At 29.1% G+C, this 13457-nt stretch carries 12 protein-coding genes and 3 other annotated features; of the genes, 11 read left to right on the forward strand and 1 reads right to left on the reverse strand.

What is annotated here, in order from left to right; all coding sequences use genetic code 11:
* Nucleotides 1-144: 144 nt before the first annotated feature.
* From ytxC to ACYUDJ_RS19945, 11 genes are all read left to right on the forward strand, one after another.
* Nucleotides 145-1044, forward strand: coding sequence for a putative sporulation protein YtxC (gene ytxC / locus ACYUDJ_RS19895; protein ID WP_042384291.1), 900 nt, complete (start codon nucleotides 145-147; stop codon nucleotides 1042-1044).
* 77 nt (nucleotides 1045-1121) lie between these two features.
* Nucleotides 1122-1339: a binding site (T-box leader), on the forward strand.
* 52 nt (nucleotides 1340-1391) lie between these two features.
* Nucleotides 1392-3299: a threonine--tRNA ligase gene (thrS, locus tag ACYUDJ_RS19900; protein ID WP_003483536.1), complete on the forward strand. Its 1908-nt coding sequence runs from the start codon at nucleotides 1392-1394 to the stop codon at nucleotides 3297-3299.
* Between the two features lie 125 nt (nucleotides 3300-3424).
* Nucleotides 3425-3543 (forward strand) — a sequence feature (ribosomal protein L20 leader region).
* 42 nt (nucleotides 3544-3585) lie between these two features.
* Nucleotides 3586-4107 (forward strand): translation initiation factor IF-3, encoded by a 522-nt coding sequence (infC, locus tag ACYUDJ_RS19905; protein ID WP_163200806.1) that lies wholly within the window; start codon nucleotides 3586-3588, stop codon nucleotides 4105-4107.
* A 21-nt stretch (nucleotides 4108-4128) separates the two neighbouring features.
* On the forward strand, nucleotides 4129-4326 hold the full coding sequence (gene rpmI / locus ACYUDJ_RS19910) for a 50S ribosomal protein L35 (RefSeq protein WP_003357520.1): 198 nt from the start codon (nucleotides 4129-4131) through the stop codon (nucleotides 4324-4326).
* 29 nt (nucleotides 4327-4355) lie between these two features.
* Nucleotides 4356-4715 (forward strand): 50S ribosomal protein L20, encoded by a 360-nt coding sequence (gene rplT, locus ACYUDJ_RS19915; protein ID WP_003386545.1) that lies wholly within the window; start codon nucleotides 4356-4358, stop codon nucleotides 4713-4715.
* Nucleotides 4716-4838: 123 nt separating this feature from the next.
* Nucleotides 4839-6182: a TrkH family potassium uptake protein gene (locus ACYUDJ_RS19920; RefSeq protein ID WP_003483540.1), complete on the forward strand. Its 1344-nt coding sequence runs from the start codon at nucleotides 4839-4841 to the stop codon at nucleotides 6180-6182.
* Between the two features lie 10 nt (nucleotides 6183-6192).
* Entirely contained in the window at nucleotides 6193-6855 is a 663-nt protein-coding gene (locus tag ACYUDJ_RS19925; protein ID WP_003357824.1) for a potassium channel family protein, read from the forward strand.
* 90 nt (nucleotides 6856-6945) lie between these two features.
* Nucleotides 6946-7725 carry a TrmH family RNA methyltransferase gene (locus tag ACYUDJ_RS19930; RefSeq protein WP_003483543.1) on the forward strand — a complete coding sequence of 260 codons (780 nt, stop codon included), beginning with the start codon at nucleotides 6946-6948 and terminating at the stop codon, nucleotides 7723-7725.
* Nucleotides 7726-7783: 58 nt separating this feature from the next.
* Nucleotides 7784-8005, forward strand: a binding site (T-box leader).
* A gap of 64 nt (nucleotides 8006-8069) precedes the next feature.
* Complete coding sequence (gene pheS / locus ACYUDJ_RS19935; RefSeq protein WP_042385385.1) at nucleotides 8070-9089, forward strand: phenylalanine--tRNA ligase subunit alpha; 1020 nt, start codon at nucleotides 8070-8072, stop codon at nucleotides 9087-9089.
* Between the two features lie 161 nt (nucleotides 9090-9250).
* Nucleotides 9251-11632: a phenylalanine--tRNA ligase subunit beta gene (gene pheT, locus ACYUDJ_RS19940; RefSeq protein WP_003483547.1), complete on the forward strand. Its 2382-nt coding sequence runs from the start codon at nucleotides 9251-9253 to the stop codon at nucleotides 11630-11632.
* A gap of 201 nt (nucleotides 11633-11833) precedes the next feature.
* Nucleotides 11834-12436, forward strand: coding sequence for a cell division protein ZapA (locus ACYUDJ_RS19945; RefSeq protein WP_003483548.1), 603 nt, complete (start codon nucleotides 11834-11836; stop codon nucleotides 12434-12436).
* Between the two features lie 405 nt (nucleotides 12437-12841).
* Here the strand turns inward: ACYUDJ_RS19945 and ACYUDJ_RS19950 are convergent.
* A partial coding sequence (locus ACYUDJ_RS19950) for an exosporium glycoprotein BclB-related protein (protein ID WP_460289934.1) occupies nucleotides 12842-13457 on the reverse strand: 616 nt, incomplete at its 5' end.

Genomic DNA, 13457 nt, shown 5'->3' on the forward strand with positions numbered 1-13457 from the left:
CCTTAAAATATATGCTAAATATTATATTAATTTTATTTGAAAAAATTTTCAACATATTAAGTAATATGTCGATATTTTTTTATAATTGTTTAGTATATGAATTTATTTTAAACACATACTATTTTTAAGGAAAGGAGTGAGATTATGTTGTTATTTACAATGATCTATAATAATGAAAGAGAAGATTTGATTGATAAATTAGTAAAATTAAAGGAATATTTTCAGTCAAGAGATGTGGTAATAGGATTGTCAGAAAATATAGAAGATAAAACTCACTTCATAAAAATATACTGTGAAGAAAAATTTTTGGATAAAAAAGTTATAAATTCGATTAATGATCACCTAGTTGATATATTGTATGATACAACTATAGATAGATTTATCAAAGTAGAACTTAATAAATTTATAACAGATGCATATTTCTTTTTAAAGAGGGAAGAAACAGAAGAATTATTAGAAAAAATTTCTGATGTTTTGAAAGATAAGGATAAAAGATATATAGAAGATTCTATTTATTGTTTAAATAAAAAAAATGAAATAATAAAAAAAATAAAGAAGTGCATTGACGAAAATAATGAAATAAACATAGATGGTTTTTTAACTTTTAGATGCAGAGAATTATTTATAGATATAAAAGGTATAGTAGAAAAAATAGTAGAGAAGTATATGGTAGATAAGGAATACAATGAATTTATAAAATTATTAAAATATTTTGTAGAGATAGAGGAAAGTAAATTAGACAAACTAAATATATTAATAGATCCTACTGGAAAATATACATTAAAAGATTCTGAGGGAAATGATTTAACAGAGGAAGTCTATATAGAAATTTCCGATGTTAAATATGTAGAAAATATATCTGTAGATGATATGCTTATAAGTTGGCTTATAACTAATGTACCTAAAGAAATTAATATATATAATATTGAAAATTGTACAAATAAGGAATTAATTAATACTATAAAGAATGTTTTTGAAGAGAGAGTTAATATCTATAATCATGATAAGCCTATCAAATTAAAGCATACTTATAATAAACTTTAATAAATTCTATAAAAGAGTATTAGGGTATTGACATTTATCTCTATAGCTAATATAATGTATCTAAATTAAAAATAGATTTATAAACTATGAAAAGGAAGAGTAAATAGATTACTATTCAAAGAGAAGAAAATCCATAGGCTGAAAGATTTTCTGAATAAGTTCTATTGAAAACCACCTTAGAGTTGTATACTGAATTGAGTAAGTATAACCGTTTCCTGCGTTAAAGGATAAAGAGATAATAGTAGTGCACTGCTATTAAATTGGGTGGAACCACGAAAATACACTCGTCCCATGTGTTGGGACGGGTTTTTTTATTTGTAATTTTTTATTTGAAGGAGGACAATTTTATGATAAAAATCACATTAAAAGATGGCAAAGTAATGGAATTTGAAGAAGGAATAAAAATATCTGATATTGCTATGAAAATTAGTCCAGCTCTTTATAAAAAAGCTTTAGCAGCTAAAATAGATGGAGAAACTGTGGATTTAATGACTGAGCTACACAAAGATAGTAGTTTAGAAATTTTAACATTTGAAGATGAAATGGGTAAATGGGCTTTAAGACATACTGGTTCACATATGTTAGCTCAAGCAGTTAAAAGATTATACCCAGAAGTAAAATTAGCTATAGGGCCTGCTATAGACACTGGTTTTTATTATGATTTTGAAGCAGATTTTACTTTTACACCAGAAATGCTAGAAAAAATAGAAGCAGAAATTAAAAAAATAATAAAGGAAAATCATAAGTTAGAAAGATTTGAATTACCAAGAGAAGAAGCAATAAAGCTTATGAAAGAAAAGAATGAGGATTATAAGGTAGAGCTTATAGAAGATCTACCAGAAGGAGAAGTTATATCTTTCTATAAACAAGGAGATTTTACAGATTTATGTGCAGGACCTCATGTACCATCTACAGGAAAGGTTAAATCAGTAAAATTGTTATCTCTAGCTGGAGCTTATTGGAGAGGCGATGAAAATAATAAAATGCTTCAAAGGATATATGGTACAGCCTTTACTAAAAAAAGTGAGTTAGACGAATATTTAAATATGCTTGAAGAAGCTAAAAAAAGAGATCACAGAAAATTAGGTAAAGAATTAGATTTATTTAGCATACATGAAGAAGGACCAGGGTTCCCATTCTTTCATCCAAAGGGAATGATTGTAAGAAATATTCTTGAAAGTTTTTGGAGAGAAGAGCATACAAAAGCAGGATATCAAGAAATAAGAACACCATTAATATTAAATGAAGCCTTATGGCATCAATCAGGTCACTGGGATCACTATAAAGAAAATATGTATTTTACTAATATAGATGATGGTGATTATGCAATAAAACCTATGAATTGTCCAGGTGGAATACTAGTTTATAAAAATTCTATGCATTCTTATAGAGATCTTCCATTAAGACTTTCAGAATTAGGAATAGTCCATAGACATGAACTATCAGGAGCACTACATGGACTTATGAGAGTAAGATGTTTTACTCAAGATGATGCTCATTTATATATGACAAAAGAACAAATAAAAGAAGAAGTAGTAGGAATAATTAAATTGATAGATAAATTCTATAAACTATTTGGATTTGAATATTTTGTAGAACTTTCAACAAGACCAGAAGATTCTATGGGAAGCGACGAAGATTGGGAAATAGCAACTAATGGTTTAAGAGAAGCTTTAGATTCTATAGGAAAAGAATATAGAGTAAATGAAGGTGACGGTGCTTTCTATGGTCCAAAGATAGATTTCCATTTAAAGGATTGTATAGGCAGAACATGGCAATGTGGAACTATTCAACTTGATTTCCAAATGCCAGAAAGATTTGATTTATCTTATATAGGTGCAGATGGTGAAAAACACAGACCTGTTATGGTTCATAGAACTATATATGGAAGTGTTGAAAGATTTATAGGTATATTAATAGAACAATATGCAGGTGCATTCCCAACATGGCTAGCTCCAGTACAAGTTAAATTAATGAATATAACTGATAGTCAATATGATTATTTAAAGAAAGTTGAAGAAACTCTTAAAGAAAATAATATAAGGGTAGAAATTGATACAAGAAATGAAAAAATAGGGTACAAGATAAGAGAAGCTCAACTTCAAAAAGTTCCATATATGCTAATACTTGGAGATAAAGAAGTGGAAGCAGGAAAAGTTGCTGTAAGAAGTAGAAAAGATGGAGATCTAGGGGCTATATCCTTAGAAGAATTTATAGAAAAAATAAAGAATGAAATTAAGGACAAAGCTAACTAAAAATAAATTAATCTATAATAATAAAGGAATTTAAATTTTTATAAAAAAATATTGACTTGTTAATATATTCATAGTATAATCTTATTTGTTAGTTAACTTTAGGTTAACTATAACTTAATAATATTTTATGTAAGTAGAAACAGGCCGTTTCTCACCTTACAGCGTAGCTAGTAAGGTTGGAGTATATAAATTTAATTTGTATTATTGTTTATAAAGACGGCTTATGCCGTCTTTTATTTATTATACATGAAAATTGTTAAGTGTTTTCGGTCTAATATTTTTGGAGGTGAAGATTATTAACAAAAACTATCTTATGAATGAACAAATCCGTGAAAAAGAAGTAAGACTTGTAGGTAGCGAGGGAGAACAATTAGGAGTAGTGTCTTCAAGTGAGGCGCAAAAGCTTGCAGATGAAAAGGAACTAGACTTAGTACTTATAGCTCCAACTGCAAAACCACCAGTTTGTAAAATAATGAATTATGGTAAATTCTTATATGAACAAACTAAAAAAGACAAAGAAGCTAAAAAGAATCAAAAGGTTATAAACATAAAAGAAGTTAGACTAAGTCCAACTATAGAAGCACATGACATAGAAATTAAAGCTAATAATGCTAGGAAATTTTTAAATGCAGGAAATAAAGTTAAAGTAACTGTTAGATTCAGAGGTAGAGAAGCTGATTATTCCTTTAAAGGAAATAAAATATTAAAATCCTTTTATGAAAAAGTAGAAGAACTTGGTGTTATGGAAAAAGCACCTAAACTAGAAGGAAGAAATATGATAATGATATTAGCGCCAAGAAAAGCGTAATAACGAGGGGAGGAAATCACAATGCCAAAAATGAAAACAAAAAGGGCTGCAGCAAAAAGATTTAAAGTAACTGGAACAGGTAAGTTAAAGAGAGCTAAAGCTTTTAAAAGTCATATATTAACAAAGAAAAGCAGAAAGACTAAAAGAAATTTAAGAAAAGCTGGATACGTTTCAGAAAGTCAAGAAAAAGTAATGAAGAAGGTATTACCATACCTATAATAATAGGAGCACAAAGGAGGTAGTTTGGGATGGCAAGAGTAAAAAGAGCAATGAATGCTCGTAAACGTCATAAAAAAGTATTAAAACTTGCAAAAGGATACTATGGTGGAAAGAGCAAGTTATTTAAAACAGCAAATGAATCAGTTATAAGAGCATTAAGAAATGCTTATGTAGGAAGAAAATTAAAGAAAAGAGATTATAGAAAGTTATGGATAGCAAGAATAAACGCTGCTACAAGAATGAACGGACTTTCATATTCAAAATTCATGAATGGAATAAAGAATGCAGGAATTGATATAAACAGAAAAATGCTTTCAGAAATAGCTATAAATGATCCAAAAGCATTTGCTGAATTAGTAGATGTAGCTAAAAAACAATTAAATGCTTAATATTTAAATTATAAGAATTAATACGGCTTAAATAGCCGTATTTTTTAATATTTTGTAAAATTGACAAAATGGTCATAAGTGCTATAATGAGTTTATCTTTTAAGTAGGAGGGAGAAAAAGTAAATGAAAATACCGCATATGAGAAGGAGATTTACCCCAGTTCAAATATTAGCTATTGGATTTGCCATAGTAATATTTGTAGGTGCTATACTACTTAGTTTACCTATTTCATCACAAACCGGGCAAAGAACTCCTTTTTTAGATTGCCTATTTACATCTACATCTGCAGTTTGTGTTACAGGACTGATAGTAGTGGACACGGGAACACATTGGACATATTTTGGTAAAACCGTTATTATGCTTCTTATAGAGGTGGGAGGACTAGGATTTATGTCCTTTGCAACTTTACTTGCTTTATTGGTAGGAAAAAAGATAACATTAAAAGAAAGACTTGTTATGCAAGAAGCATTAAATACTTTTAATATACAGGGTTTAGTTAAAATGGCAAGGTATATATTATTATTTACGCTTTCTATACAAGGAGGAGGAGCACTTTTATTATCCACTCAATTTATTCCTAAATATGGATTAGCTAAGGGTTTATATTATAGTATTTTTCATTCTATATCAGCTTTTTGTAATGCAGGTTTTGATCTTTTTGGTAATTTTAATAGCTTAACAGGGGTTTATGATAATACTGTTATAATTTTAGTTATAGCATTTTTAATAATAATAGGTGGACTAGGATTTTATGTATGGTATGAAATATATCATTATAAAGGTCATAGAAAATTGTCCACTCATTCTAAATTAGTACTTTCTGCTACAGCTTTATTATTAAGCGTAGGAACTGTATTAATGTTCATATTTGAAAGTAGAAATCCAGGAACTATGGCTAATATGACTTTTGGAAACAAGGTATTGTCATCTTTTTTTGCTGCTGTTACTCCAAGAACTGCAGGATTTAATTCAATATCTACATCGGATATGACTATGGCAGGAAAGTTTTTAACAATAATTTTAATGTTTATAGGGGGAGCATCAGGATCCACAGCAGGAGGTATAAAAGTTACAACTGCCGGGGTACTTATAATGACAGTAGTTTGTGTAGTTAAAGGAAAGCAAGATACAGAAATAAATAAAAGAAGAATAAGCAAAGAAATTGTGTATAGGGCTTTAGCTATAACTATTATAAGTTTAACTTTAGTTATTACAGTTACTATGATATTATCAATAACAGAGGTAAAGTTTCCTTTTGAATACTATTTGTATGAAGCCACATCAGCCTTTGGGACAGTAGGGATAACTTTAGGCTTAACTACTAAATTAAGCGCTATTGGAAAAGTAGTTATACTATTGACTATGTATGCAGGTAGAGTTGGACCGTTAACATTAGCTATAGCTTTTGCAAGAAAGCTAAAAAATAGTTCTATTAAATATCCAGAAGAAAAAATATTAGTAGGTTAGAGGTGTTATTATGGGAAAAAAGCAATTTGTTGTCATAGGCCTTGGAAGATTTGGTACTTCCGTTGCGAAAACTTTATATACTTTAGGAAATGATGTATTGGCTATCGATTCAAGTGATGATATAGTTCAGAGTATATCAGATAGTGTTACTCACTCAGTACAAATGAATGCTACAGATGAAAATAGTTTAAGAGCTTTAGGAATAAGAAATTTTGATGTGGCTGTTATAACTATAGGATCAGATATACAGGCTAGTACTATGGCTACCTTACTAGTAAAAGAAATGGGAGTAAAATATATAATAGCTAAGGCAAATACTGAGATACATGCTAAAGTATTATATAAAATAGGAGCAGATAGAGTAGTATTCCCAGAACGAGATATGGGAGTTAGAGTTGCTCATAATTTAGTTTCTACTAATATATTAGATTATATAGAATTGTCTCCGAATTATAGCATAGCAGAAATAGTAATTCCAAAGATATGGCATGGAAAAACTCTTAACGAATTGAATATAAGAGCTAATTATGGCATTAATGTAGTTGCTTTAAAAAGAGGAGAAGAAATTAATGTATCACCAGTGGCAGAAGACACAATAGAGTCAGGAGATATAATAGTTGCTATAGGCAGTGAAGAAGATCTTACTAAGGTAGAAATTTTGAATGTAGACTAATAATTAATGCTGATTTTACGAATATGAATTAATTTATTACTAAAGTTTAATTTATTAGTCTAAATTAAAATGAGGTGCATTATATAAGAAATGATTTCTAGTAAAGATAATCAGTTAATAAAAGAAGTAAGAAAGTTAAGAGAAAAAAAGTATAGAACGCAAAATAAAAGTTTTATTGTAGAAGGATTTAGATTTTTTGAAGAGGCATTGAAATCTAATAGTAGCGTAAATAAAGTTTTTATAGAAGAAAAAAGCTTGAATAAATTAGAAAAACTATACAAAAAATATAATATAAATAATGATATAGAAACTTATGTGGTTAATTATTCTGTTTTAAAAAGTATAAGTAATACAGAAAATCCTCAGGGTATAGTATCAGTAATAAACTATTTTAAAACAGAGAAATTGGATTTGGAAAATGGTTTTTATATTTTAGTAGATAAAGTTCAAGATCCAGGTAATATGGGAACTATAATAAGAACTGCCCATGCTGCTGGAGCTTTAGGCATTATAACAACTAAAGGAACCGTAGATGTATATAATGAAAAAACATTAAGGTCTACTATGGGATCTATCTTTTATATTCCTATAATCGAAGATGAAAATTTAGAGACAGTAAAATCATTACAAAGAAATGGCTTCAAGCTATTAGTAAGTTCATTAGATACAAATAGTAATTTTTATGATGTAAATATGAAAGATAATATGATAATTGCAGTAGGAAATGAAGGAAATGGAATAAGCGAGGATTTGAATAGTCTTAGTGATATAAAGGTTAAAATTCCTATGCCTGGAGCAGCAGAATCTTTAAATGTAGCAGTGGCATGCTCTATAATGACTTTTGAAAGAATAAGACAAATTAATAAATAAGAGTGTTGACAAAAAACTAAACAGTATGTAAAATTATGAAAAGGATAAAAACAGAAAATATTAAACTATGATGAAGAGAGTAAGTTTAAAATATTTTTAAGAGAATGTGGGTCTTAGGCTGAAAACCCCTAAAATATTTTATGCTGAAGTTCACTTCTGAGTTCTAAAAGTGAAATAGTAGTAGCTTTTAGCGATACAGTATCGATAACACTGACTAAGAGAATATAAATTTTTATTTATATTAATTAGGGTGGTACCGCGGATTTAGTTCGTCCCTTTATGGGATGGGCTTTTTTGTTATAAAAATTTTTACATTAAATATGAAAATGGAAAGGAGTATTGTTATGCGTCAAAAATTAGAACAGATTAAAAATAGTGCAATAAATGAATTAAAGACAGCTTTAAGTAAAGACGAGTTAGAAAACATAAGAGTAAGATATTTAGGAAAAAAGGGTGAACTTACACAAATATTAAGAGGTATGGGAGCTTTATCTCAAGAGGAAAGACCTGTTGTAGGTAAAGTTGCTAATGAAGTAAGATCATATATAGAAGAAACTATAAAAGAAGCTTTCTCTGATATAAAAAATAAAGAAAAATCTATGAGATTAGAAAATGAAACTATAGATATAACTATGCCAGGAAAAAAACAAGTGGTAGGAAAAAGACATCCTTTAGATTTAACATTAGAAAGTATGAAAGATATATTTATATCCATGGGATTCACTATTGAAGAAGGTCCAGAAGTTGAACTTGATAAGTATAATTTTGAAGCCTTAAATATACCTAAAAATCATCCAGCAAGAGGAGAACAAGATACTTTTTATATAAATGATAATTTGGTTTTAAGAACTCAAACATCTCCAATACAAATAAGAACTATGGAAAATCAAAAACCTCCAATTAAGATGATAGCTCCAGGAAAGGTTTATCGTTCTGATTCAGTAGATGCTACTCATTCACCTATATTTTATCAAATGGAAGGATTAGTAGTAGATAAAGGAATAACTTTCTCAGACTTAAAAGGTACGTTAGAATTATTTGCAAAAAGAATGTTTGGAGATAAGGTTAAAACTAAGTTTAGACCCCATCATTTCCCATTTACAGAACCTTCAGCAGAAATGGATGCTACATGTTTTGTATGCAATGGAGAAGGATGTAAAGTATGTAAAGGTAGTGGTTGGATTGAACTTCTAGGTTGTGGAATGGTTCATCCTCAAGTGCTTAGAAACTGTAATATAGATCCAGAAGTTTATAGTGGATTTGCATTTGGATTCGGAGTAGACAGAATGGTTATGATGAAATATGGTATAGATGATATAAGACTTTTATATGAAAGTGATATGAGATTTTTAAATCAATTTTAAAGCTATATTTTAATTTAAAAAATTAAATAATTACAACATATTACTAGTATAGATGGATTAGAGATATCCACTTATAGTTTAGTTTTATAAAATAGAAGTTTAAATAAAATATGTTGGAAATGAAGTATTTATTAATTATATTATACGAGGAGGTATAACAAATGAAAGTTCCAGTTAAATGGTTAAATGATTATATAGATATAGATATTTCTCCAAAGGAATTAGGAGATAGACTTACATTATCAGGTTCAAAGGTGGAAGAAGTTGTAACTACAGGTGATGAAATACAAAATGTAGTTACAGGAAAAATAATGGAAATAACAAAACATCCAGATGCGGATAAACTTTCTATTTGCCAGGTGGATATAGGCAAAGACGAAAATATTCAAATAGTTACAGCTGCTACAAATATGAAAGAGATGGATATAATTCCTGTAGCTCTTCATGGGTCTACATTACATGGTGGGTTAAAAATTAAAAAAGGTAAATTAAGAGGAGAAGTATCAAATGGTATGTTCTGCTCTGAAGAAGAACTAGGTCTAGCAGGGGATGAACCTGTGTATGGGCTTATGATTCTAGATCAGGATACACCTGTAGGAGAAGACATAAAAAAGGTATTAAAAATGGAAAGCTCTGTTATAGAGTTTGAAATTACATCTAATAGACCAGATTGTTTAAGTGTAATAGGCATAGCAAGGGAAGCTGCTGCTACTTTAAATAAAAAATATACTATTCCAGTAGTAGAGTTTGCTCCAAAATGTAGTGAGAATATAGAAAACTCTTTAAGAGTAGAAGTAAAGGATACTCTTTGCAGAAGATATATGGCAAGAGGCATTAAAAATGTTAAAGTAGATCAATCACCAGGCTGGATGCAAGAAAGATTACTAGAAGCAGGGGTTAGACCTATAAACAATATAGTAGATATAACAAATTTTGTAATGTTAGAATTAGGTCAACCAATGCATGCTTTTGATAGAAAAGAAATAAGAACAAATACTATAGTGGTAGAAAGAGCGAAAGAAGGAGAAAAGTTTACTACACTAGATGAGACAGAAAGAGAATTAGATGTAGATATACTTAATATAAAAGATGGAGATAGAACTGTAGCTGTTGCTGGCATAATGGGTGGTTTAAATTCAGAAGTAAAAGAAGATACAAAAGAAATAATATTAGAATGTGCCAATTTTGATGGAACTAATATAAGAATATCTTCTAAAAAATTAGGATTAAGAACAGAAGCTTCTTCTAGATTTGAAAAAGATTTAGATCCTAATTTAGTGGAATTAGCTATGGATAGAGCTTGTAAATTAATTCAAGAACTAGGTGCAGGAGAGGTAATGGAAGGTTCTGTAGATGTATATGAAAACAAATTAGAACCTCATATATTAGAAGTAAATAGTAACTGGATAAATAATTTTTTAGGTACAGATATATCAAAAGAAGAAATGCAGGAATGTTTAGATAGATTGGATCTTAATACAGAAATAAAGGGAGAAATTTTAGAAGTACATGTACCAACTTTTAGATGTGATTTAAATATAAAAGAAGATATAGCAGAAGAGATAGCAAGAATATATGGATACAATAATATTCCAATAACTACAATAAAGAGTGTTACTATGCAAGCAGGAAAAAATGAAAAACAACGTTTAGATGATAAGGTTATAGAAACACTTATGGCAAGTGGATTAAACCAATCTATAAGTTATTCTTTTGTAAGTCCAAAGGTATTTGATAAGATTAGTTTAAAAGAAGATAGTAGCTTAAGAAAAGTAGTTAAGATAAAAAATCCTTTAGGAGAAGATTTTAGTATAATGAGAACCACTACAATACCTTCTATGATGGAATCTTTGAGTAGAAACTACTCAAGAAACAATGATTATGCTTCTTTATTTGAAATTGGAAAGATATATATTCCAAAGGAAGATCCTACAGAACTTCCAGAAGAAAAGAATATTGTTACTATAGGATTATATGGTGCTGTAGATTATTTTAACTTAAAAGGTATAGTAGAAAATATACTAGGAGGATTAGGTATAGATAATTGGAAATTAAAAAGACAGGAAGAAAATCCTACTTTTCATCCAGGAAGAACTGCAGAACTTTATATAAAGAAAGATTATGTAGGTACGCTAGGAGAAATACATCCAGATGTACAGGATAACTATGATATAGAAGAAAGATGTTATATAGCAGAATTAAATTTAGATGTTTTATATAGGCATTCTAATGTTAAAAAGGAATATAGTCAATTACCAAAATTTCCAGCAGTAACTAGAGATATAGCAGTAATTGTAGATGATACAGTTTTAGTACAAGAAATAGAAAATATTATTAAAAATGGTGGTGGAAATATACTTGAAAGTATACAACTATTTGATGTTTATAAAGGAAAACAAATACCAGAAGGAAAGAAGAGTATAGCATATTCCATAGTTTACAGAAATGCACAAAGAACTCTTAAAGATTCAGAGGTAAATAAAGTTCATGACAAAATAGTAAGAACTCTAGAACATAAGTTAGGAGCACAACTTAGAGATTAAAGGTAAAATCCTGTTTTATAAATGTGTGTTTTATGGTAGAATTATTATAGGCGATTATGACAAATAATATAGCTAAACGAGTTTTAATTATTACGGAAACAGCTAATTATAATAAGATTTAAAGATAAAATAATAAGTCCTATTTTGGTAAATAGTATTGTAAATAACATTTATAATAGGAATATCTAAGAGGGTGTATTCATGAATATTATAACGGTTAAGATAAATGGTGTTGAGTATAATTTAAAAGGGGAAGAACAAGAGGATTATCTTCACAAGGTAGCTAGATATGTGGATAAAAAAATAGCAGATATACTTGATAATAATCCTAAATTGAGTACTTCTTCAGCTTCAATATTGACAGCAATAAATGCTGTAGATGATGGATTAAAAAAAGAAGAGCAAATAGAAAATTTACAATTAGAAATAGATAAATTAAAAAAAATTCAGCATCATCAAAATTTAAAAATAGAAGAAATAAGAAAACTATTAGAAGAAGAAAAAGAAAAAAATAAAAAACTAGAAGAAAATTTAGAAGATAAAGTTGTAGATGATTCCATAAAAGAAGATAAAGAGAAATTAGAAAAATTACAAGTACAAATGGAACTTATGGAGAAAACAGCGAAAAAATATATGGAAGAAAACAATAAAGTTAAAATTCAAAATAAGGAACTAAAATTTCAATTACAATCTTCTAAATATAAAATTTTAGATTTAGAAAAAAAGCTAATGGATAGTCAATTAAATTTGGCTAAAGAAAAAAAGAAATTAAACCCACTACAGGTAAAGGGTATGAAAAAGTAAATAAAAAATAACTGTACAATTAGATTATGATATACTCCCCTTAAGGTAGACAGATTAAAAAATAAAAAATCTGTCTACCTTAAGGGGAGTATTCTTGTTTCTAAAAGAACTAAACATACAACAGAAGAAAAGTATGAAATTTTAAATGAATATCATATTCATACTGGCAGGGGAAGTAGGAAAAGGTTACAAAAAATAATTGAAAAGTTAAAGAGAAAGGTCAGGGATACTACGCCCCTGACCTAATTTCAAAGATAAATGAACCAATAATTAATTGATTTAAAATCATGTTGGTAAGACGTATGCTTTAATAGGCACGTACGGTTTGATAAAACAGAAATTATTAAAATAATTTTGGTACTCTAATAATTTAAAATTTTATCAAGATTCATAGTTTATTAAAAACTAGCTAATTGCTATACCTGCACTTACAAATCCTGTAACAACAGAAGCTAAACTTACACCAAGTGTATCACTGTCAGCGACTAATAGTATTTTATCTCCTGCAGCAACTGGAATATTTTCAGCAGTAATACCACTTGCAGTAGTACCAATAGCAATTACGCCTAGAGCTGGAGTTAGTAATAAAGGAGTACCAACTGGAGTAAAGATATTACTAGCCGCAGGTGCAGTATATATTGTTAAACGTATTTGTACAGGGCTTAATAAAGTTACTCCAACTGTAGCACTAAAGAATCCAGCTAATGATGTTATAGTTCCAGTACGAGGAGCAACAAATGCGAAGTCAGCAATTGCAGGACTTAAGGTTATAGTTCCAGCAGAAACAGTAACTCCAGGGAATGAGCTTCCAAATCCAAGTAAAGCACCTGTATTTGCTAAGCCTCCCAAAACAGTTACTAATGCAACAGGGCCTCCGGATGCAAATGGTATTATAGCAGATGCACCAGTAGGACCAGTAATACCTATAGGACCAGTAGGGCCAGTAATACCTATAGGACCAGTAGGACCAGTAATACCTATAGGACCAGTAGGGCCAGTAATACCTATAGGACCAGTAGGG

The organism is Clostridium sp. CTA-6, assembly GCF_054768115.1.

What these genes read in the sequence shown, in the direction of transcription:
- ytxC (WP_042384291.1), top strand. Translation starts at nt 145, where the DNA reads ATGTTGTTATTTACAATGATCTATAATAATGAAAGAGAAGATTTGATT.
- thrS (WP_003483536.1), top strand. Translation starts at nt 1,392, where the DNA reads ATGATAAAAATCACATTAAAAGATGGCAAAGTAATGGAATTTGAAGAA.
- rpmI (WP_003357520.1), top strand. Translation starts at nt 4,129, where the DNA reads ATGCCAAAAATGAAAACAAAAAGGGCTGCAGCAAAAAGATTTAAAGTA.
- rplT (WP_003386545.1), top strand. Translation starts at nt 4,356, where the DNA reads ATGGCAAGAGTAAAAAGAGCAATGAATGCTCGTAAACGTCATAAAAAA.
- ACYUDJ_RS19920 (WP_003483540.1), top strand. Translation starts at nt 4,839, where the DNA reads ATGAAAATACCGCATATGAGAAGGAGATTTACCCCAGTTCAAATATTA.
- ACYUDJ_RS19925 (WP_003357824.1), top strand. Translation starts at nt 6,193, where the DNA reads ATGGGAAAAAAGCAATTTGTTGTCATAGGCCTTGGAAGATTTGGTACT.
- ACYUDJ_RS19930 (WP_003483543.1), top strand. Translation starts at nt 6,946, where the DNA reads ATGATTTCTAGTAAAGATAATCAGTTAATAAAAGAAGTAAGAAAGTTA.
- pheS (WP_042385385.1), top strand. Translation starts at nt 8,070, where the DNA reads ATGCGTCAAAAATTAGAACAGATTAAAAATAGTGCAATAAATGAATTA.
- pheT (WP_003483547.1), top strand. Translation starts at nt 9,251, where the DNA reads ATGAAAGTTCCAGTTAAATGGTTAAATGATTATATAGATATAGATATT.
- ACYUDJ_RS19945 (WP_003483548.1), top strand. Translation starts at nt 11,834, where the DNA reads ATGAATATTATAACGGTTAAGATAAATGGTGTTGAGTATAATTTAAAA.